Raw genomic sequence first — 19890 nt, forward strand, 5'->3', positions numbered from 1 at the left:
GGGCCCGCAGTTACGCGGGCCCGGCACTACCCGCAACCAGAACAGGAATCCTCCGGTGTCCCAGTCCATTCCCAGCTTCGCCGTCACCCGTTCGGACCACCCGCGCAGCGCTGAAGAGCGCGCCCAGATCCTGGAAAAGCCGGGCTTCGGCCTGCACTTCACCGATCACATGGTGGAAGTGCGCTGGGACAAGGACGCCGGCTGGCACAACGCCAACGTGCGTGCCTACGGCCCGCTGCAGCTGGACCCGGCCGCGGCCGTGCTGCACTACGGCCAGGAAATCTTCGAAGGCATCAAGGCCTACCGCCATGCCGATGGCTCGATCTGGACCTTCCGCCCGGATGCCAATGGCCGTCGCCTGCAGCGTTCGGCACAGCGCCTGGCGCTGCCGGAACTGCCGGTGGAGATCTTCGTCGAATCGCTGAAGCAGCTGATCGCCGTGGACAGCGCCTGGGTGCCGTCGGCCGATGAGTCGAGCCTGTACTTCCGTCCGTTCATGATCGGCGACGAAGCCTTCCTCGGCGTGCGCGGCGCGCACAAGGCCGGCTACTACGTCATCGCCAGCCCGGCTGGCCCGTACTTCGCCAAGGGCGTTGCCCCGGTGTCGATCTGGCTGTCCACCGAATACGCGCGTGCGGCCAAGGGCGGCACCGGCGCCGCCAAGTGCGGTGGCAATTACGCCGCCTCGCTGCTGCCGCAGCAGAAGGCGCAGGCGCAGGGCTGTTCGCAGGTGCTGTTCCTGGACCCGGTCGAAGGCAAGTACCTGGAAGAACTGGGCGGCATGAACGTCTTCCTGGTCTACAAGGACGGCACCCTGGTCACCCCGGAACTGTCTGGCAGCATCCTGGAAGGCATCACGCGCGAGAGCATCCTGCAGCTGGCCCGCGACCGTGGCATGAGGGTCGAAGAGCGCAAGGTCACCATCGATGAGTGGAAGCAGGGCGTGACCTCCGGCGATATCGCCGAAGTGTTTGCCTGCGGTACCGCCGCGGTGGTCACCCCGATCGGCCAGCTGAAGGGCGAGGGCTTCTCGGTCGGCGACATCAACGCCCCGGCCGGCGAAGTGACCATGTCGCTGCGCAAGGAACTGACCGATATCCAGTACGGCCGCCTGCCGGACCGCCACAACTGGCTGGTCAAGCTGGGCTGATCGTCCGCGGTCAACTGTAGAGCCGAGCCCACGCTCGGCTGATTTTCCGGAAAGCCCGTCCCCGTGACGGGCTTTCTGCGTTATGGGCCTGGGGGTCAGATCCCTTTTCCATAGGAAAAAGGATCTGACCCCGAAACAGCGGACGCCGATGTCGGCAAAGTCATTCCAGGACACGTGACGACCCAGTCAGGTCTGTGCAGGACACGAGAAAGTTCCTTCACCTTCACAAACCCTTGACCCGAAAAGTCTCAGAACGAACATTTCATCTTGCTGAAAAGACGCTGAAAATCTTGTGGTGTCCGGTTTCGGCCATTAGCGTCATCTGCACGGCGGATCGTTAGGGGGATCCGCTGACTCACCGGACTTCGAACCTCGCCAATGCAAGCCAGCCCATGGTTCGGGCCGGTGCTTCTGCCGATTCCGGCATTCACACCACAAGAAAGGGAAATACGATGTCCCAGGTAACGCAACCGCGTGTGCGTCGAGTGTGGGTGGTCCTTGGTGCGTCCGTTCTGTCATCGCTGCTGCTGGCCACGCCTGCGCTGGCCGGTGATGTCCAGCTCAGCGGCCTGCAGTCCGCGCCGACGCACCAGCGTTTCATCGTGAAGTACCGCGACGGCAGCGCCGCCGTGGCCAACACCACTGCGCTGGCTTCGTCGCTGAAGACGGCCGCCGCTGGCCTTGCCAGCAGCCAGGGCCGCGCGCTGGGCCTGCAGGAGGTCCGCAAGTTGGCCGTCGGCCCGACCCTGGTCAAGACCGACCGTCCGCTCGACCAGGCCGAATCCGAACTGCTGATGCGCAAGCTGGCCGCCGACCCGAACGTGGAATACGTCGAAGTCGACCAGATCATGCGCGCGACGCTGACCCCGAACGACACCCGCTTCAGCGAGCAGTGGGGCTTCGGTACGTCCAACGCAGGCATCAACATCCAGCAGGCCTGGGACAAGTCGACCGGCACCGGCGTGGTGGTGGCGGTGATCGACACCGGCATCACCAACCATCCGGACCTCAACGCCAACATCCTGCCCGGCTACGACTTCATCAGCGACGCCGCGATGGCGCGCGATGGTGGCGGCCGCGACAACAACCCGAACGATGAAGGCGACTGGTACGGCGCCAACGAGTGTGGCTCGGGCATCCCGGCCTCCAACTCCAGCTGGCACGGCACCCACGTTGCCGGCACCGTGGCGGCGGTGACCAACAACGCCAGCGGCGTCGCCGGCACCGCGTTCAACGCCAAGGTCGTGCCGGTGCGCGTGCTCGGCAAGTGCGGCGGTTACACCTCCGACATCGCTGATGCGATCGTGTGGGCGTCCGGTGGCACCGTCAGTGGCGTGCCGGCCAATGCCAATCCGGCCGAGGTCATCAACCTCTCACTGGGCGGTGGCGGCAGCTGCTCGACCACCTACCAGAATGCGATCAACGGCGCGGTCGGCCGTGGCACCACCGTGGTGGTCGCCGCCGGCAACAGCAACGCCAACGTGTCCAGCTCGGTGCCGGCCAACTGCCCGAACGTGATCGCGGTGGCGGCAACCACCTCGGCCGGTGCACGTGCCAGCTTCTCCAACTACGGCACCGGCATCGACATCTCGGCACCGGGCCAGAGCATCCTGTCCACCCTCAACACCGGCACCACCACGCCGGGCAGCGCGACCTACGCGTCGTACAACGGCACCTCGATGGCGGCGCCGCACGTGGCCGGCGTGGTCGCGCTGATGCAGTCGGTCGCCCCGAGCCCGCTGAGCCCGGCGCAGGTCGAGAGCATCATCAAGAGCACCGCACGTCCGCTGCCGGGCGCCTGCTCGGGCGGCTGCGGTGCCGGCATCATCGACGCCAATGCCGCAGTGGCTGCCGCGATCAACGGCGGTGGCACCAACCCGGGTGGCAACGTGCTGCAGAACAACGTGCCGGTGACTGGCCTGGGGGCCGCAACCGGTGCCGAGCTGAACTACACGGTCGCGGTTCCGGCCGGCAGCACCCAGCTGCGCGTGGCGATCAGTGGCGGCAGCGGTGATGCCGACCTGTACGTGCGCCAGGGCAGTGCCCCCACCGATACCACCTACACCTGCCGTCCGTACCTGAGCGGCAACAGCGAGACCTGCACCATCAACAGCCCGGCCGCCGGCACCTGGTATGTGCGGGTGAAGGCCTACAGCACCTTCTCGGGCCTGACCCTCAACGCCCAGTACTGAGCCGAAGCCCCTCTCCATGGGCACGCCCCGGCTTAGGCCGGGGCGTTTTCGTTTCTGTAGAGCCGAGCCCATGCTCGGCTGCTCCGGCTGCGGACCATTGTGCCGCGCTGGCGCGCGGTTGCCGAGCATGGTTCGACACTACAAGGGCAGCGCTTTGGCAGGTGCCGACTTTGGTCGGCACGCCGTTCCTCAGACCGACTCGAAGCGGTTCGCGGCCACGTTCTTGCGCACGTGCTGCGGGTCGAAAATCCGACCGTTCATGGCGATATAGACGCCGGTCGGCAGCGACTGCACCGCACCGATCGCACAGCCGATGTTGAACTCGGCATCCGAACCACGGAAGCGCGCCGGGCTGAGCGCGCCGGTCATCACGATGGTCTTGTCCGGAATCGTGGCCAGCACCTTGCCGGTCTGCACCATCGAATCGGTGCCGTGGGTCACCAGCACGTGGCGGGTCGGCTGCGCGGCGATGGTGGCGCGGATCAGTTCGCGGTCTTCATCGTTGATGTGCAGCGAATCCTTGCGCAGGATCGGAATCACGTTGAAGCGGAACGTGACGCCCAGCTCGCGCAGGATCATGCCGATCTGCGGATCGCCGATCTGGTAGTCCGACTTGTCGTCGAAGTAGATCTTGTCGATCGTGCCACCGGTGGTGACGACCAGGAGCTCTTCCATCATGTGCATGCGCGAAACCAGGACAGGTACAGCGGCGCGGGGCCAGGAACACAGATGATACGGCCCGGCGGGCGCAGCGTCAGCGTCGCTTGCCGAAGCGGGCGCGCAGCCCGGGCAGGCTGGCACTGAAGATCACCAGCAGCGCCAGCGCGATCTCGATCAATGCCAGCCAGCGCGTTTCCGGATGGCTCCAGGCGCTCATCACGCCATGGCTGAACCAGCCCAGCGCCAGCACCGAGGCCCAGAAGCCGGCCTTGCGCCAGCCCAGGCGCAGCGCAAAGGCCAGCGCCAGCGGCGGCGCGGTGAACACCAGCTGGGTCGCCAGCCAGTGCTTGTCATTGATGAACCAGCCGGCGAACAGCGCGGCCAGCCCCATCAGGGCCAGCAGCAGGACCGTGCGCGGCGCGCGGTTCATCGGGCCAACCGCTGCGCGATGTCGGCCACCCGGCGGCCCAGCGCGCGCGCCAGCACCGCCTCGTCGTCGGTCGGCTGCGGGTCGTCGGCGGCGCCGGCGACGTGGCTGGCGCCATAGGGCGTGCCGCCACTGGTGGTGTAGCTCAGCGCCGGCTCGGTGAACGGGATGCCGACGATCACGCAGCCGTGATGCAGCAGCGGCACCTGCATCGACAGCAGGGTCGATTCCTGCCCGCCGTGCATCGAGGCGGTGGAGGTGAACACGCCGGCCGGTTTCCCGGACAGGGTGCCATTGACCCATTCAGCGCCCAGCCCATCCAGGAAGTGCTTCACCGGTGCAGCCATGTTGCCGAAGCGGGTGGGGCTGCCGAGCAGCAGGCCCTGGCACTCGACCAGGTCCTGCACGCTCACGTAGGGAGCCCCATCGTCGGGCACGGGCGGCTGCGCGGTCTGGGTCACCGCGGCCACCGGCGGCACCGTGCGCAGCCGCGCGGTCATGCCCGGCACTTCGCCAATGCCCCGCGCGATCTGGCGCGCCAGCCGTGCCACCGAACCGCCCCGGCTGTAGTACAGCACCAGAATCTCGCCCATCGTGCCCGCTTCTCCTCGTCGTGTAGCCACCAGTATGGCTATCCTGCCAGCATTCCGCATCGGGTACCCTTCCACCGATGGAACCTTTGGATACGCTCAACCTGTGGATGGAGCGCGCGCGGGATCGCGCACGGGCCATCAGTTTCGGCCGCTTCCTGTGGCATCGCTTCCTCGACGACCGCCTGTTCCAGGCAGCGGCGGCGCTGGCGTACACCACGGTGTTCGCACTGGTGCCGCTGGCCATCGTGGTGTTCGGCGTGCTCTCGGCCTTCCCCGTCTTCGACCGCTGGAGCGACCAGCTCAGCGATTACGTCTTCTCCAACTTCGTGCCCAATGCCGCGCGCGCGGCCGAGGGCTACCTGCGGCAGTTCTCGGCCAGTGCCGGCCAGCTCACCGCCGCCGGCTTCATCGCGCTGGTGGTGTCGCTGCTGATCACCCTCAACAGTGTTGAAGAGACCTTCAACCAGATATGGCGGGTCGGCTCGACCCGGCCCAAGCTGACCCGCTTCCTGGTCTACTGGACCGTACTGACGCTGGGCGCGATGCTTGCCGCCGCGTCGCTGGCAGTGTCGGCACGGGTGTTCGCGATGCCGCTGTTCGGCACCCAGGAGGGCCGCTGGCTGGCCGAGCTGGCGCTGCGGCTGGCGCCGATCCTGATCGAGTTCGTCTGCATCACGCTGATGTTCCGGGTGGTGCCGCACCACACGGTGAAGTGGCGGCACGCGGTGCCCGGCGCGATCCTGGCGGCGGTGATCCTGGAACTGGTGAAATGGGGCATCGGCGCCTACCTGGGCAGCTTCCAGTCCTACCAGAAGCTCTATGGCACGGTGGCCTTCGTGCCGATCCTGCTGCTGTGGATCTACCTGTGCTGGGTGGCGGTGCTGCTGGGCGCATCGCTGTCCTCGTCGATGGCGGCCTTCCGCTACCAGCCGGTGGAACTGCGCCTGCCGCAGGGCTACGAGTTCTATGGCCTGCTGCGCCTGCTGGGCCGCTTCCACCATGCCCGAGCCAAGGGCAAGGGCCTGGCTGACGATGAAATCCTGCGTCTGGAGCCGATGCTGACCGATTCGCTGCTGCAGGACCTGGCCTGCAACCTGCAGGAGATCGGCCTGCTGCGCCGCGACGAGCGCGGTGAGTGGCTGCTGTCGCGCGACCTGGACCAGGTCAGCCTGGCCGATCTGTACGAATGCACCCAGCTGCGCATCCCGGTGGCCGAGCAGCATCTGCCGTACCGGGACGACAGCCTGGGTCGCGCCGCACTGGCGGCACTGGACGACCTGCGACTGCCCCTGCGCGAACGCCTCAAGCGCAAGGTCAGCGATATCTACACCGAATCTGGAGACATGCCATGACCCGCAAGACCCCGTTGCTGCTGCTCCCGCTGGCCCTCCTGCTGGCGCTGGCAGCCTGCAAGCCGGCGCAGGAGCCGGCCCCGTCCAGCAGCCAGCCGCCGGCACAGGCACCGACGCCGGCCGCACCGGCCCCGGTCGAGGAAACCCCGGCCGAGCGCACCACCGCCGAGTTCCCGACACTGAAGATGAAGGCGGTGGATGGCAGCGACTACGACCTGGCCGCGCACCGCGGCAAGTGGGTGGTGGTGAACTTCTGGGCGACCTGGTGCGCGCCGTGCCGCAAGGAGATGCCGGAGCTGTCGGCGCTGCATGCGATGCGCAGCAACATTGAAGTGGTCGGCCTGGCCTACGAGGACATCGAAGCGCCGGAGATGCAGGCATTCCTGACCAAGCATCCGGTGACCTATCCGATCGTGATCGTCGACCCGTTCGACCCGCCGGCTGATTTCGCCACGCCGCGCGGCCTGCCGCTGACGCATCTCATCGATCCGCAGGGCAAGCTGGCGCACAGCTTCCTTGGCCCGGTGACTGCCGCCGACATCGAAAAGCAGATCACTGCTGCCAGGTAGTGGGTTGGTCGGCAGGGCCTGCGGCCCTGCACCCGCCGAAACATTCAAGCAACGGCTTCGGCAACAGCCAAAGCGGGATTTCCGTGTGGTGGCGGGGCGGTGTCGGAGTGCGGGGACGCCGCAAGTACGTCCATGTAGGCTTGGCAGCCGCATCCATGCGGCTGACACCCCGCACTCCGACACAGCCCCACCTCTGACAGATTTCAGCGATCTGGTAGATCCACGCCATGCGTGGATGAATCTCTTTCAGATCTCGAATCAATTCGGGGTCAGATCCGTTTTCCTGCGGAAAACGGGTCTGACCCCAAGCGCTATTCCGACAGATCGCAGAGACCTGTCGAAGGCGGGGTGGGTCCGATTGCGGGGGCGTGAGCCGCATGGATGCGGCGACCGAGCCTACATGGACGTATTTACGGCGTCTCCCGCAAGCGGACCCGCCCCGCCTACCCACAGGAAATACGCTTCTGCTTCGGCTATTGCTGTTGCCTTGGTTCGTAGCAGGTGCAGGGCCGCAGGCCCTGCCGATCCAACCTATTCCTCGACCGGGAAATCCTCGATCGGCTTCAGCACGTCATAGTGCTCGCGATGCAGCTTGCCCTTCAGCTTCGGCAGCTCCGGCAGCGGCGCATCCACGCGCGTATCCGGCAGCCGGTCCAGCAGGTTGCGCACCAGCGTCAACCTGCCCAGGCGCTGGTCGTTGAAGTCCACCAGCGTCCACGGCGCGCCTTCGCGGTGGGTGGCACGCAGCATCGCCTCGCGGGCCTCGGTGTAGGCGCTGTACTTGCTTCGTGATTTCAGGTCCACCGGAGAGAGCTTCCAGCCCTTCAGCGGGTCGATATGACGCTCGGCGAAGCGCTTCTCCTGCTGTTCCTGGTCAACGCACAGCCAGTACTTGAACAGCAGGATGCCGTCGTCCACCAGCAGCTGTTCGAACACCGGCGCCTGGCGCAGGAACTGCTGGTACTCGGTTTCGCTGCAATAGCCCATCACCCGTTCGACGCCGGCACGGTTGTACCAGCTGCGGTCCATCAGCACGATCTCGCCGGCAGCGGGAAGATGGCTCGCGTAGCGCTGGAAGTACCACTGCGTGGCTTCACGGTCGGTGGGCTTGGGCAAGGCCACCACCCGGCACTGGCGAGGGTTGAGGTGCTGGCTGATGGCCTGGATCGCGCCGCCCTTGCCCGCCGTGTCGCGGCCTTCGAACAGCACCAGCAGGCGTTGCCCGCTGTGCTGCACCCAGCGCGCCATCGCGGTCAGTTCCAGCTGCAGTGGCAGCAGCAGTTCGTCGTACTCCTTGCGCTTGAGCTTGGCCATCGTCACACCACGCGGGAAGGAAGCCCAAGCCTAGCGCAGGGATCGCTCAGGCGATGTCGACGCCCCGCCAGCCGTGCTCGCGCGCCAGCTGCTGCAGCAACGCCGACAGATCACGGGCAAACCCGCCCATGTCGAACAGCCCGCTGCGCTCGCGTGCCTGCGCCAGCTCAGCGCGCAACGCGGCCAGCGCCGCCGGGTCGTTGCCCAGTGCGCTGGCGGTGGCGATGAACGCGGCATCGTCGGCGACGTTCAGCCGGGCCAGGCCGAGGTGATGGTTGAGGCTGCCGGCCACGCGCGCAGCGAAGGTGTCACCCGGGCAGGTCAGCACCGGGCAGCCGGCCCACAGCGCATCGGAGGCGGTGGTGTGGGCGTTGTACGGATGCGTGTCCAGGAACAGGTCGGCCAGCGGATAGCGCGCCAGGTACTGCGGGTGCGGCAGCTTGGCCATGAACACCAGGCGCGCCGGGTCCAGGCCCGCGGCCTGTGCGGCGGCACGCAGGCGCGCATCGGCCTGGCCGGGCCCGGACAGCAGCCACAGCACGCTGCCGGGCACCGCATGCAGCACTGCGAAGGCACGGCCGATGCTGCGCGGGTTGAGCTTGTAGCTGTTGTTGAAACAGCAGAACACCACGCCCTGCTCGGGCAGACCGCAGTCGGCACGGGTCGGCGCAGGCTCCAGCACACGCGTGTTGTCTGACGGCTGGAAGGCGCGCGGCAGGCGCAGCACGCGTTCGCTGTAGTGCGGCTCCAGTGCCGGCGGCAGCGCGAAGGCATCGCCGACCACCGCATCCATCCACGGCGCCCCCGACGTGCCCGGATAGGCCAGCCAGTTCAGCTGCAGCGGGGCAGGGCGCATCGCCAGCACTTCCGGCGTGCCGCCACCGCCCCAGCCGCGCAGGTCGAACAGCAGGTCGATGCCCTGTGCGCGGATGCGTGCGGCGGTATCGTCATGGCGCAGGCCGGCCACATCATGCAGCTGCGCCGCTGCCTGCAGACGCTGGCGAATGCGGCTGCCGTCGTCGCGGTTCAGTGCGAACAGATGCAGTTGCAGTGCGGGGTCGCGACGCAGCTGCTCGAACAGCGCCACGGTCAGCAATCCAGTCGGATGTGCGCCGAACCCATTGGAGAGGAAACCAACGCGCAGCGGGCCGCGCGGGCGCACCGTTACCGGCGGCAAAGGTCGCACCGAGGCAGCCACGGCCAGCGCACGGGTGCGCGCGCAGGCCAACTGTTCGGCAGCGCTGGCGTCCTCGCTGAGGAAGGCGAACGGTTCGACCACACCCTGGCCGCTGGCAACAGCGGCGCGCACCTGTGCAGCCAGCGAGTCCACGTCCTGCCAGTCGCACAGGCGGCGCTGCCAGGCCAGGCGCTGGGCGGCGATGTACGGCTCGGCCGGCATCAGCCCATGTGCGCGTCGATAAGCCGCCGACGCGCCTTCGGCATCATCGGCATCTTCCAGTGCGTGGCCCAGCCACAGCGCGATGCCGGGATGCTGCGGTGCCAGCGCCGAGGCCTGGCCGAGCAGCTTGGCCGCATCGCCATGTGCACCGGCCATCCACGCCACTCGGCCCAGCCGTGCCAGCGCTTCGGGATGGTTCGGGCGCAGCTGCAGGGCACGTCGCGCAGCCTGTTCGCCGGCAGCGATGTCGCCGGCTTCCAGTTCCACGTCGGCCAGCATCACCCAGGCGACGAAGTCGCCCGGCTGGCGGGCAATCGCCTGCTGCAGTTGCTGTCGCTGCTGCCAGGCCGACATCGTGCTCAGCCTGCCGACAGCTGGGCCAGGGCGTCGACCTGGTGCTCGTGGCTGAGCCGCTGCAGCAGCGGGTCGAGGTCGCCGGCCAGGATGTTGGGCAGGTCGTACAGGGTCAGGCCTTCCACGCGGTGATCGGTGATGCGCCCCTGCGGGAAGTTGTAGGTGCGGATGCGCTGGCTGCGGTCACCACTGCCCACCTGCAGGCGCCTCGACTCGGCCTGGGCGGCGTCCTGGCGCTGGCGCTCGGCATCGAGCAGCTGCGCCTTCAGGCGCTTCATCGCCTTGTCGCGGTTGGCGTGCTGGCTGCGCTCGGTCTGGCACTCCACCACCACGCCGGTGGGCAGGTGGGTGATGCGGATCGCGGATTCGGTCTTGTTGACGTGCTGGCCGCCGGCGCCGGACGAACGGAAGGTATCCACCTTCAGGTCGGCCGGGTTGATGACGATGTCATCGACTTCGTCTGCTTCGGGAATGATCGCTACCGTGGCGGCAGAGGTGTGGATGCGGCCCTGCGATTCGGTGGCCGGCACGCGCTGCACGCGGTGAGTGCCTGATTCGAACTTCAGGCGCGAGAACGCACCGCGGCCGACCACGCGTGCCACCACTTCCTTGTAGCCGCCGTGCTCGCCGGGATTGTCCGATTCGATCTCGACCTTCCAGCCCTGGCGCTCGGCATAGCGCGCGTACATGCGGAACAGGTCGCCGGCGAAGATCGCCGCCTCATCGCCGCCGGTGCCGGCGCGCACTTCCAGGAACAGATTGCCTTCGTCGCGCGGGTCGCGCGGTACCAGCAGCAACGCCAGTTCCTGCTCCAGTTCCAGCAGGCGCGCCTGCGCGGCGGCGATTTCTTCGTCGGCCAATTCGCGCAGGTCGGGATCGGCGCGCATGCCTTCGGCGGCGGCCAGGTCGGCCTTGGCACGGGCTTCATCGGCCAGTGCAGTGGCGACCGGTTCAAGTTGGGCGAATTCGCGCGAAAGGTCGCGGAAACGGGTGTTGTCGGCGACCACGTCGGGTTCGGCGAGCAGGCGTTCCAGTTCTTCGCGGCGCTCGGCCAGCGCTTCCAGCTTACGGCGCAGGGTCGGCGTCATCGGGTCTCACGGGTGGGTGGCGGTAACCCGGCGTGGCCGGGAACAGGCGCTCGGCGGCGCGGGTCAGGTCGGCATCGCCACTCAGCGCGGCCGCGCGCAGGGCGGCGGTCGGCGGATGCAGCAGGCGGTTGGTCAGGCCATGGGCCAGCAGTTCCAGCACTTCGTCGGCGGGTTTGCCGTTGGCCAGCTGCTGGCGCGCACGCTCCAGCAGCTCGGCGCGGGTGGCTTCGCCAAACGCGCGCAGCTGCCGCAGCGGGGCCTGGTGGGCGCTGGCCTGCTGGGTCTCGATGAAACGCGACACCTGCAGGTCGATGATCGCCTCGGCCTCGGCGGCGGCCTCGCGGCGGCCACGACGGTTGTCTTCCACCGCGCGTTCCAGGTCATCGACGGTGTAGAGGAAGGCGTCGTTGAGGGTGCCGACCTCGGCTTCGATGTCGCGCGGCACGGCCAGGTCGAACAGCAGCATCGGCTTGTGCCGGCGCGCGCGCAGGGCCTTGGCCACCATCTCGCGGTGGATCACTGGTTCGCGTGCGGCGGTGGCCGAGAACACCACGTCGGCCTCGCCGAGGTGGCGGTCCAGTTCGGTCAACGGCAGTGCCACGCCGCCATGGCGGCTGGCCAGTTCCTGCGCGTGGGCCAGGGTGCGGTTGGCGATCAGCAGCCGCCGTACCTTGCCCTCGCTCAGGTGGCGTGCAGCCAGTTCGATGGTCTCGCCCGCGCCGACCAGCAGCACGGTGGAATCGTCCAGGCGCGCGAAGGCGTTCTGCGCCAGGCGTACCGCGGCCGAGGCTACTGAGACCGGATTGGCGCCGACTTGGGTGTCGGTGCGCGCACGTTTGGCGACCGAAAAGGTCTGCTGGAACAGGCGGTCCAACCGCTGGCCGAGCAGGCCGTGGTCACGCGCGGTCGACCACGCATCCTTCACCTGGCCAAGGATCTGCGGTTCGCCCAGCACCATCGAGTCCAGCCCGGTGGCGACCCGGAACAGGTGGCGTACGGCTTCTGCATCGGCATGCTGGTACAGGTAGCCCTGCAGGTCGCCGGCCTGGGCGTGCAGCCACTGGTCCAGTGCCTGTGCCGAATCGGCCACGGCGTACAGTTCGGTGCGGTTGCAGGTGGACAGCAGCACCGCCTCGGCGATCTGCGGGGTATCGCGCAGCGAACCGAGCGCGCGCGGCAACGCCTCACCGGCGAAGGCCGCGCGCTCGCGCAGCTCCACCGGTGCGGTCTGGTGATTCAGTCCGAGCACCCACAGGGTCATTGTTCAGTTGCTTGCGATAAGCTGCTGGCCATTGGACGACATTTTAAGGCCCCGATGCCGACGATGCCCGCATTGATTCGCATCCCCAGTGTTCTGCTGCTGTCCCTGGCCTGTGCCCAGGCCCTGGCAGCGGTGCCGGCCAAGGCCCCCGTACGGGCCCCGGCCACTGAGGAACTGGCGCTGGAACCGGTGATGGCCGGTGAATTCGCCCTGCAGGCCGGCAAGCTGGCCGAGGCCGCGCGCTGGTACCTGCAGGCGGCCCAGCAGACCGACGGCGACGCCGGCCTGGCCGAGCGTGCCACCCGCATTTCCATGCTGGCCAACGACGAAGCCAGTGCCGCCAAGGGCCTGGCCCTGTGGCAGCAGCGTGCGCCCAGTTCGTTGACCATGCGCAGTGCCGCTGCCGCGCTGGCCATGCGCCAGGGCGATGTGAAGGCTGCGCGTGGGGACCTGCAGGCGTTGCTGGCCGATCCCGACGAGCGCGGCTGGAAGTTCGCCCTGGCCGCCCTGATCGGCGGCGGCCGCGACCCGGCGGTACCGGCGCAGGTGCTGGGGGAGCTGGTCGATGCCAACGCCATCCCGCCGAAGATCGAGGCCTGGCAGGAGTTCGGTCGCCTGGCCCTGCGCATGGACAAACCCGAACTGGCGCGGCGCATGATCGATGAAGTGGTCAAGCGTTTCCCCGAAGAGCCGCGCGTGGCACTGCTGCGCGCCAGCCAGCTGCAGCAGGCCGGCGAGACCGACAAGGCGCTGTCGCTGCTGCATGACGTCGAGCCGAAGACGCGCCAGGATCCCGAACTGCGCAATGCGGTGGCCATCGCCTACGACAGCCTGGGGCAGCCGGCCGCGGCCGAACGCGTACTGGCCTTCGGCCCGCAGGACGTACAGACCTGGGGCATGCGCGCCTCGCTGCTGGCCAAGCAGGGCGACAAGGCCGCGCTCTCCAATCTCTACAACGAACTTTCACGGCAGGCGGCCAAGCCGGACCCGGCGCAGCGCCTGCTGCTGGGCAAGATCGCCGAATACCTGAAGCGTTACCCCGAGGCTGTGCAGTGGTACCACAGCGTGCCCGGTGGCGATGAGCTGAGCGAGGCGCGCCTGCGCGCGGCCAACGCCCAGGCCCTGGCCGGGCGCCTGCCGCTGGCGCTGGACGAAGTGCACGCCATCCAGTCCGACGCCGTGGTCGACGACGACGTGCGGCGCGATGCCTACCTGCTGGAGGCCGAGCTGCGCCAGCGTGCCGACGACAGCGGCGGCGAGCTGGACGCACTGGCCCGCGGCCTGGCTGCCTACCCGGATGACAATGGCCTGCTGTACGCCCGCGCGCTCACATGGGAACGCCGTGACGACATTCCGCGCGCCGAGGCCGACCTGCGCAAGATCCTGGTGACCGACCCGGAGAACGTGCCGGCGCTGAACGCGCTGGGCTACACCCTGGCCGACCGCACCGGCCGGCTGCAGGAAGCGCTGGAACTGATCGACCGCGCGCGCGTGGCCGAGCCGGACAACGCCGCCATCGTCGACAGCTATGGCTGGGTGCTGTATCGCCTGGGTCGCAAGGAAGAAGCGCTGGTGCAGCTGCGCCGTGCCTGGACCCTGGCCAAGGACCCGGAGATCGCCGCACATGTGGGCGAAGTACTGTGGGTGCTGGGCAAGCACGACGAGGCGCGCCACTTCTTCGAGGAAGCGGCCAAGCTCGATCCCGAAAACCGCGCGCTGCTGCGCGCCCGCGAGAAGTTCAATCCATGAGTGTTTCGATGATCCGGCCGCTGCTGCTGGCGGCCGTGACCCTGGCGGTCAGCGCCTGTACCACCGTGGGCACGCAGAAGACCCCGCCACCGGCGGTGGTCGAGACCGTTTCCGCCGAAGCCGCGCAGGCCGAGGTCGCGCGCGTGGCCGCGCTGCACGCGCAGCCGGACTGGGCGTTTCAGGGCCGGGTCGCGGTCAGCAAGGGCAAGGACGGCGGCAGTGGCCGCATCGACTGGAAGCAGGAAGGCCGGCGCTATGTGGTCGAGCTGAGCGCGCCGGTGACCCGGCAGAGCTGGAAGCTGACCGGCGACACCCATTCCGGAGCCGGCCGCCTGGAAGGACTGGCGGGAGGCCCGCGCGACGGCGAGGACGCCCAGCAGCTGTTGCTGGAGGCGACCGGCTGGGACATCCCGGTCAACCAGCTGCCGGAGTGGATCCGTGGCCTGGTGGCCGGCGATGCTGCCGGTCCGGAGAAGGTCGAGCGCGACGGTGAAGGCCGGCCGCGCCGCATGCAGCAGATGGGCTGGCAGGTGCAGTACCTGGACTGGTATCCGGCCGAGGCTGGGCGCCCGGCGCTGCCGCGCCGGATCGAGGCCAGCAATGGTGACGCCAAGGTGCGCCTGCTGGTGGACCAGTGGGGTCAGGGCGCCCCATGAGTGCCGGGCGCGATGACGCGGGCTGGTCCTGGTGGCCGGCCCCGGCCAAGCTGAACCTGTTCCTGCACATCACCGGCCGCCGCGCCGATGGCTACCACGAGCTGCAGACGGTGTTCCGGCTGCTGGACTGGGGCGACCGCATTGGTCTGCGCCTGCGTGAAGACGGGCAAGTGCGTCGTGAGGGCGAGGGGCTGGTCGGCGTTGCCGAGGCGGATGATCTGGCGATACGCGCCGCGCGTCTTCTGAAAAGCGCGGCCAATATCGTGCAAGGCGTAGACATCATCGTCGAAAAGAACGTTTCTGCGGGTGGTGGCTTTGGCGGCGGTTCCTCCGATGCGGCCACCGTGCTGGTGGTGCTGAACCGGCTCTGGCGTGCCGGCCTGGATGAAGATGCCCTGGCCGCGCTGGGCCTGCGCCTGGGCGCCGACGTGCCGGTGTTCGTGCGCGGCCGCAATGCCTGGGCCGAAGGCGTGGGCGAGCGCCTGCAGCCGATCACCCTGGCCCCGGCCTGGTATGTGGTGGTTGAACCGGGCGTTCATGTTCCCACGCCGGTCCTGTTTGCAGACCCGGATTTGACGCGCGACAGCCCAGTGGCGAAAATAGAGGACTTCGCTTCCGGAACCTTGGTCGGGAACGCGTTCGAACCGGTGCTGCGCCGCCGTGAGCCTGCCGTCGAGGCCGCGCTCGCTGCGTTGAGCGGCATCGGCACGGCGCGGCTGACCGGTTCGGGAAGTGGTTGTTTCGTCGAGTTCGCATCGCAGTCTGCCGCAGAGCAGGGACGGTCGAAGTTGCCGAAGGAGTTGCGGGCAAGGGTGGCAGCGGGCGTTGCGCGTTCGCCACTGCTGGATGCACTCGAGCAACACTGATTTATCAATGCAGGGGCGTCGCCAAGAGGCCCAAGGCACCAGGTTTTGATCCTGGCATTCGTAGGTTCGAATCCTACCGCCCCTGCCAATAGCGGCTGTGTCCGCGCCTTCCAGCGCATCGCCCGCGCGGGACGTGGATACAACCGCGGTGTTGTCAGCAGCAAGGGTCCATCGGGGTCCTTGCCGACTCCGGATCCCCGCCACTCGTCCCCGCCCGAGACAATCATGATGCAAGAGTCCCCGAACCTGCTGGTCTTTTCCGGCAACGCCAACAAACGTCTGGCGCAGAACATCTGCAAGGAACTGGGGGTTCGCCCGGGCAAGGCGCTGGTCTCGCACTTCTCCGATGGTGAAGTGCAGGTGGAGATCGAAGAGAACGTCCGCAAGCAGGACGTGTTCGTGATCCAGCCGACCTGCGCGCCGAGCGCGGAAAACCTGATGGAACTGCTGGTGCTGATCGACGCGCTCAAGCGCGCATCGGTGGCCAGCGTGACCGCCGTGGTGCCGTACTTCGGCTACTCGCGCCAGGATCGCCGCATGCGTTCCTCGCGCGTGCCGATCACCGCCAAGCTGGCGGCCAAGATGTTCAGCACCGCTGGCGCTGATCGCGTGCTGACCGTCGACCTGCACGCCGACCAGATCCAGGGCTTCTTCGATATTCCGGTGGACAACGTGTATGCGTCCCCGCTGCTGCTGGCCGACATCTGGCGCGCCTACGGCACCGAGAACCTGATCGTTGTGTCGCCGGACGTGGGCGGCGTGGTCCGCGCCCGTGCGGTGGCAAAGCGCCTGGATGACGCCGACCTGGCGATCATCGACAAGCGCCGCCCGCGTGCCAACGTCTCCACCGTGATGAACATCATCGGTGACGTCGAAGGCAAGACCTGCGTGATGGTCGATGACATTGTCGATACCGCCGGTACCCTGTGCGCCGCTGCCGCTGCCCTGAAGGCGCGCGGTGCGCTCAAGGTCGCCGCCTACTGCACCCACGCGGTGCTGTCGGGCCCGGCAGTGGACAACATCACCAATTCCCAGCTCGACGAGCTGGTGGTGACCGACACCATCCCGCTGAAGGACGCCGCGCGGGTGTGCAGCAAGATCCGCCAGCTGAGCGTGGCGGAAATGCTGGCCGAAACGATGCGCCGCATCGCCTTCGGCGAGTCGGTCAGCTCGCTGTACGTCGATTGAGTTTTTCGCCCTCGCCGGCAACGGTGGGGGCATACCCCGGGTGCTTCTGGTCGCGGAAGCATCTTCAACCGCCACGCCGCAAGGCGCGGCAACAACCTGAGTAGTCGAAAATGTCGAAGACCCATGAAATCAAGGTCACCAAGCGTGAACTGCAGCGTAAGGGTGCGAGCCGCCGCCTGCGTCACGCTGGTGTGATCCCGGCCATCGTGTACGGCGGCAACGCCGAGCCGGTCGCCATCAGCCTGGACCACAACGAAATCTGGCTGGCCCAGCAGAACGAGTGGTTCTATGCCTCGATCCTGGACCTGAACCTGGACGGCCAGGTGCAGAAGGTTCTGCTGCGTGACATGCAGCGCCACCCGTACAAGCAGCTGATCATGCACCTGGACTTCCAGCGCGTGAACGAGAACGAAGCCCTGACCGCTTCGGTCCCGCTGCACTTCATCAACGAAGACACCTCGCCGGCCGGCAAGGCTGCCGACGTCGTGGTCACCCACGAACTGAAGGAAGTGACCATCACCTGCCTGCCGAAGGACCTGCCGGAGTCGATCGAAGTCGACCTGGGCGAGCTGAAGGCCGGTGACGTGGTGTACCTGTCCAACATCAAGCTGCCGAAGGGCGTGGAAATCCCGGCCCTGGCGCTGGGCAAGGACCACGACGACGCCATCGTCACCGCCAAGGCCGGCAAGGCCGACGCGGCTGACGAAGAAGCGGCTGCCGCCGAGTAATACCGCTACGGTGCCTGCCTCCGGCAGGCACCGTACTGGAAGGAACCATGGCAGGACTGCGACTGATCGTCGGTCTGGGCAATCCCGGATCGGAACACGCCCGGACCCGGCACAATGCCGGGTTTCATTTCGTTGAGGCCCTGGCGGAAAAAGCCGGCGCGCGATGGAATGTGGACAGCAAGCTGTTCGGCGAGACCGCCAAGGTCGAGATCGCCGGTCAGACGGTGTGGCTGCTCAAGCCCGCCACCTTCATGAACCTCAGTGGCAAGTCGGTCACCGCCGCGCAGCGGTTCTGGAAGATCGAGCCGGAAGAGACCCTGCTGGCCCACGACGAACTGGACCTGGCGCCCGGCGTGGCGCGGCTGAAGTTCGACGGCGGCCACGGCGGCCAGAACGGCCTGCGCGACACCATCCGCCTGCTCGGCCACGGCAGGTTCCATCGCCTGCGCGTGGGCATCGGCCATCCCGGCCACAAGGACCGCGTGGTGGGTTGGGTGCTGGGGCGTCCGTCCAAGGACGACGACGTGCTGATCGCGCGCGCCATCGACGATGCGATCGACGTGATGCCGCTGGCGGTGCAGGGCGATTTCAACGAAGCGATGAAGCGCCTGCACACTCCGAAGTAACCCGCTTTGGGTAGGTGCCAACCTTCCCGATTCCGGTGGGTGCCAACCTTGGTTGGCACACAATGATCGACACCGAGATGGATTGGCCAAGCAGCGCGCGCGCTGTTTCACCAATCACTTTCACCCCAGAGAGCTGTCACCCATGGGTATCAAATGCGGCATCGTCGGCCTGCCCAACGTCGGCAAGTCGACCCTGTTCAATGCGCTGACCAAGGCGGGTATCGCCGCGGCGAACTTCCCGTTCTGCACCATCGAACCGAACGTCGGCATCGTGCCGGTGCCGGATCCGCGCCTGGGCGAACTGGCAGGCATCATCAACCCGCAGAAGGTCATTCCGACCGCGGTCGAGTTCGTCGACATCGCCGGCCTGGTGGCCGGTGCCGCCAGCGGTGAAGGCCTGGGCAACAAGTTCCTGGCGCACATCCGCGAAGTCGATGCGATCACCCACGTGGTGCGCTGCTTCGAGCACGGCGACATCGTGCACGTGGCCGGCAAGGTCGACCCGATCTCGGACATCGAAACCATCGACACCGAGCTGGCGCTGGCCGACCTGGACAGCGTCGAGAAGGCGCTGAACCGTGCCGAGCGTGCTGCCAAGGGCGGCGACAAGGATGCAGCGGCGCGCAAGCCGGTGCTGGCCAAGCTGCAGGCCGCGCTGTCGGACGGAAAGGCTGGTCGCTCGGTGGGCCTGGACGAAGAAGAGAAGGCGCTGGTCCGTGACCTGTTCCTGCTGACCCTGAAGCCGGTGATGTACATCGCCAACGTGCTGGAAGACGGTTTCGAGAACAACCCGCACCTGGAAGCCGTGCGCGCGCACGCCGCAGCCGAAGGCGCGCAGGTGGTGCCGGTGTCGGCCGCGATCGAAGAAGAGCTGTCGCAGCTCGACGACGAAGACCGAGACACCTTCCTGGCCGACCTGGGCCTGAGCGAGCCAGGCCTGAACCGCGTGATCAACGCGGCCTACAGCCTGCTGGGCCTGCAGACCTACTTCACCGCCGGCGTGAAGGAAGTCCGCGCGTGGACCGTGCGCAAGGGCGCCACCGCTCCGCAGGCTGCCGCGGTCATCCACACGGACTTCGAGAAGGGCTTCATCCGCGCGGAGACCATCGCGTATGACGACTTCATCAAGTACAAGGGCGAAGCGGGCGCCAAGGAAGCCGGTCGCCTGCGCCTGGAAGGCAAGGAATACCGCGTGCAGGAAGGCGACATCCTGCACTTCCGCTTCAACGTCTGATCCAGCGGTAACGGATCGACCCCGAACGCCCCGCCTTGTGCGGGGCGTTCGCGTTTCCGCAGGTGGATAAAAAAACACCACGCTGCGAAACGCTTGCGCTGTGACGCTTGCCGGCACTTGTCCACAGCAAACTCCCATCGCTTTCCACGTCGGGTGTGGAAAACCCCGTATCGCTGTAGAGCCGAGCCCATGCTCGGCTGATGCCAGCTGGAGCCGAGCGTGGGCTCGGCTCTACAAGGGGCTTGTCCGCGCGACCTGGACAAAATTTCACCGCGCTTCGAAACGCCTGCGCTGCAGTGCTCGCACCCACTTGTCCACATCAAGTTCCCATCGCTCTCCACGTATCGTGTGGAAAACAATCGGGGCCGTGGACAAAAAATAGCCGCGCCCGGAAACGCCTGCGGCGGAATGCTTCCGCCCACTTGTCCACACCAAGTTCCCATCGCTTTCCACGTGCAGTGTGGAAAACCCGCGTGGACCGCTC

At 67.4% G+C, this 19890-nt stretch carries 18 protein-coding genes and 1 tRNA gene; 12 read left to right on the top strand and 7 right to left on the bottom strand.

The window, feature by feature from the left end; genetic code table 11:
* Positions 1-55: 55 nt before the first annotated feature.
* Together ACZK0Z_RS04135 and ACZK0Z_RS04140 are read left to right on the top strand one after the other, a co-directional pair.
* Positions 56-1150, top strand: coding sequence for a branched-chain amino acid aminotransferase (locus ACZK0Z_RS04135; protein WP_197633565.1), 1095 nt, complete (start codon positions 56-58; stop codon positions 1148-1150).
* A gap of 452 nt (positions 1151-1602) precedes the next feature.
* Positions 1603-3342 (top strand): S8 family serine peptidase, encoded by a 1740-nt coding sequence (locus ACZK0Z_RS04140; protein ID WP_197633564.1) that lies wholly within the window; start codon positions 1603-1605, stop codon positions 3340-3342.
* Between the two features lie 189 nt (positions 3343-3531).
* Here ACZK0Z_RS04140 and ACZK0Z_RS04145 read toward each other — a convergent pair whose 3' ends face one another.
* The 3 genes from ACZK0Z_RS04145 to wrbA all read right to left on the bottom strand — a co-directional run bounded on the left by ACZK0Z_RS04145 (position 3532) and on the right by wrbA (position 5022).
* Complete coding sequence (locus ACZK0Z_RS04145; protein WP_040009892.1) at positions 3532-4017, bottom strand: asparaginase domain-containing protein; 486 nt, start codon at positions 4015-4017, stop codon at positions 3532-3534.
* Positions 4018-4096: 79 nt separating this feature from the next.
* Entirely contained in the window at positions 4097-4432 is a 336-nt protein-coding gene (locus ACZK0Z_RS04150) for a DUF2069 domain-containing protein (RefSeq protein ID WP_197633563.1), read from the bottom strand.
* Complete coding sequence (gene wrbA, locus ACZK0Z_RS04155; protein ID WP_197633562.1) at positions 4429-5022, bottom strand: NAD(P)H:quinone oxidoreductase; 594 nt, start codon at positions 5020-5022, stop codon at positions 4429-4431. Before wrbA ends, ACZK0Z_RS04150 begins: the two co-directional genes overlap by 4 nt.
* A 77-nt stretch (positions 5023-5099) precedes the next feature.
* Between wrbA and ACZK0Z_RS04160 the strand changes: the two genes are divergently transcribed.
* Positions 5100-6374: a YihY family inner membrane protein gene (locus ACZK0Z_RS04160; protein ID WP_049428781.1), complete on the top strand. Its 1275-nt coding sequence runs from the start codon at positions 5100-5102 to the stop codon at positions 6372-6374.
* Positions 6371-6943 (top strand): redoxin domain-containing protein, encoded by a 573-nt coding sequence (locus tag ACZK0Z_RS04165; RefSeq protein WP_197633561.1) that lies wholly within the window; start codon positions 6371-6373, stop codon positions 6941-6943. The genes ACZK0Z_RS04160 and ACZK0Z_RS04165 overlap by 4 nt, the downstream gene beginning before the upstream one ends.
* A gap of 531 nt (positions 6944-7474) precedes the next feature.
* On the opposite strand, the gene ppk2 is transcribed toward ACZK0Z_RS04165, so the two are convergent.
* The 4 genes from ppk2 to hemA are packed head-to-tail and all read right to left on the bottom strand — an operon-like array spanning position 7475 to position 12359.
* Positions 7475-8257: a polyphosphate kinase 2 gene (gene ppk2 / locus ACZK0Z_RS04170; RefSeq protein ID WP_049455893.1), complete on the bottom strand. Its 783-nt coding sequence runs from the start codon at positions 8255-8257 to the stop codon at positions 7475-7477.
* A gap of 46 nt (positions 8258-8303) precedes the next feature.
* Entirely contained in the window at positions 8304-10010 is a 1707-nt protein-coding gene (locus ACZK0Z_RS04175; protein ID WP_197633694.1) for an O-linked N-acetylglucosamine transferase family protein, read from the bottom strand.
* A 5-nt stretch (positions 10011-10015) separates the two neighbouring features.
* On the bottom strand, positions 10016-11098 hold the full coding sequence (prfA, locus tag ACZK0Z_RS04180) for a peptide chain release factor 1 (protein ID WP_197633695.1): 1083 nt from the start codon (positions 11096-11098) through the stop codon (positions 10016-10018).
* Positions 11076-12359 (bottom strand): glutamyl-tRNA reductase, encoded by a 1284-nt coding sequence (hemA, locus tag ACZK0Z_RS04185; RefSeq protein ID WP_049432743.1) that lies wholly within the window; start codon positions 12357-12359, stop codon positions 11076-11078. Before hemA ends, prfA begins: the two co-directional genes overlap by 23 nt.
* A 63-nt stretch (positions 12360-12422) precedes the next feature.
* Here hemA and ACZK0Z_RS04190 point away from each other — a divergent pair, with 63 nt between their 5' ends.
* The 8 genes from ACZK0Z_RS04190 (at position 12423) to ychF (ending at position 19406) form a co-directional block, all read left to right on the top strand.
* Complete coding sequence (locus ACZK0Z_RS04190) at positions 12423-14108, top strand: tetratricopeptide repeat protein (protein WP_197633696.1); 1686 nt, start codon at positions 12423-12425, stop codon at positions 14106-14108.
* A complete protein-coding gene (gene lolB / locus ACZK0Z_RS04195) occupies positions 14105-14764 on the top strand; it encodes a lipoprotein insertase outer membrane protein LolB (protein ID WP_049432736.1) in 660 nt (219 codons plus the stop codon). Before ACZK0Z_RS04190 ends, lolB begins: the two co-directional genes overlap by 4 nt.
* Complete coding sequence (gene ispE, locus ACZK0Z_RS04200; protein WP_049432732.1) at positions 14761-15630, top strand: 4-(cytidine 5'-diphospho)-2-C-methyl-D-erythritol kinase; 870 nt, start codon at positions 14761-14763, stop codon at positions 15628-15630. The genes lolB and ispE overlap by 4 nt, the downstream gene beginning before the upstream one ends.
* 11 nt (positions 15631-15641) lie before the next feature.
* Positions 15642-15718: transfer RNA gene (locus tag ACZK0Z_RS04205), tRNA-Gln, on the top strand.
* Positions 15719-15858: 140 nt separating this feature from the next.
* Positions 15859-16818 (top strand): ribose-phosphate diphosphokinase, encoded by a 960-nt coding sequence (locus tag ACZK0Z_RS04210; RefSeq protein WP_005415400.1) that lies wholly within the window; start codon positions 15859-15861, stop codon positions 16816-16818.
* Between the two features lie 110 nt (positions 16819-16928).
* Positions 16929-17546, top strand: a complete 618-nt coding sequence (locus tag ACZK0Z_RS04215; protein ID WP_014036085.1) for a 50S ribosomal protein L25/general stress protein Ctc — start codon at positions 16929-16931, stop codon at positions 17544-17546.
* Positions 17547-17593: 47 nt separating this feature from the next.
* On the top strand, positions 17594-18172 hold the full coding sequence (gene pth / locus ACZK0Z_RS04220) for an aminoacyl-tRNA hydrolase (protein ID WP_197633697.1): 579 nt from the start codon (positions 17594-17596) through the stop codon (positions 18170-18172).
* Positions 18173-18314: 142 nt separating this feature from the next.
* Positions 18315-19406 carry a redox-regulated ATPase YchF gene (gene ychF / locus ACZK0Z_RS04225; protein WP_049432727.1) on the top strand — a complete coding sequence of 364 codons (1092 nt, stop codon included), beginning with the start codon at positions 18315-18317 and terminating at the stop codon, positions 19404-19406.
* The last annotated feature ends 484 nt before the right edge of the window (positions 19407-19890 follow it).

The organism is Stenotrophomonas sp. 116085_Sma (genome assembly GCF_056479585.1).

What these genes read in the sequence shown, in the direction of transcription:
- ACZK0Z_RS04215 (WP_014036085.1), top strand. Translation starts at nt 16,929, where the DNA reads ATGTCGAAGACCCATGAAATCAAGGTCACCAAGCGTGAACTGCAGCGT.
- ispE (WP_049432732.1), top strand. Translation starts at nt 14,761, where the DNA reads ATGAGTGCCGGGCGCGATGACGCGGGCTGGTCCTGGTGGCCGGCCCCG.
- ACZK0Z_RS04150 (WP_197633563.1), bottom strand. Translation starts at nt 4,432, where the DNA reads ATGAACCGCGCGCCGCGCACGGTCCTGCTGCTGGCCCTGATGGGGCTG.
- wrbA (WP_197633562.1), bottom strand. Translation starts at nt 5,022, where the DNA reads ATGGGCGAGATTCTGGTGCTGTACTACAGCCGGGGCGGTTCGGTGGCA.
- ACZK0Z_RS04210 (WP_005415400.1), top strand. Translation starts at nt 15,859, where the DNA reads ATGCAAGAGTCCCCGAACCTGCTGGTCTTTTCCGGCAACGCCAACAAA.
- ACZK0Z_RS04190 (WP_197633696.1), top strand. Translation starts at nt 12,423, where the DNA reads ATGCCCGCATTGATTCGCATCCCCAGTGTTCTGCTGCTGTCCCTGGCC.
- lolB (WP_049432736.1), top strand. Translation starts at nt 14,105, where the DNA reads ATGAGTGTTTCGATGATCCGGCCGCTGCTGCTGGCGGCCGTGACCCTG.
- ACZK0Z_RS04165 (WP_197633561.1), top strand. Translation starts at nt 6,371, where the DNA reads ATGACCCGCAAGACCCCGTTGCTGCTGCTCCCGCTGGCCCTCCTGCTG.
- prfA (WP_197633695.1), bottom strand. Translation starts at nt 11,098, where the DNA reads ATGACGCCGACCCTGCGCCGTAAGCTGGAAGCGCTGGCCGAGCGCCGC.
- ACZK0Z_RS04175 (WP_197633694.1), bottom strand. Translation starts at nt 10,010, where the DNA reads ATGTCGGCCTGGCAGCAGCGACAGCAACTGCAGCAGGCGATTGCCCGC.
- hemA (WP_049432743.1), bottom strand. Translation starts at nt 12,359, where the DNA reads ATGACCCTGTGGGTGCTCGGACTGAATCACCAGACCGCACCGGTGGAG.
- pth (WP_197633697.1), top strand. Translation starts at nt 17,594, where the DNA reads ATGGCAGGACTGCGACTGATCGTCGGTCTGGGCAATCCCGGATCGGAA.
- ACZK0Z_RS04160 (WP_049428781.1), top strand. Translation starts at nt 5,100, where the DNA reads ATGGAACCTTTGGATACGCTCAACCTGTGGATGGAGCGCGCGCGGGAT.
- ychF (WP_049432727.1), top strand. Translation starts at nt 18,315, where the DNA reads ATGGGTATCAAATGCGGCATCGTCGGCCTGCCCAACGTCGGCAAGTCG.
- ppk2 (WP_049455893.1), bottom strand. Translation starts at nt 8,257, where the DNA reads ATGGCCAAGCTCAAGCGCAAGGAGTACGACGAACTGCTGCTGCCACTG.
- ACZK0Z_RS04145 (WP_040009892.1), bottom strand. Translation starts at nt 4,017, where the DNA reads ATGGAAGAGCTCCTGGTCGTCACCACCGGTGGCACGATCGACAAGATC.
- ACZK0Z_RS04140 (WP_197633564.1), top strand. Translation starts at nt 1,603, where the DNA reads ATGTCCCAGGTAACGCAACCGCGTGTGCGTCGAGTGTGGGTGGTCCTT.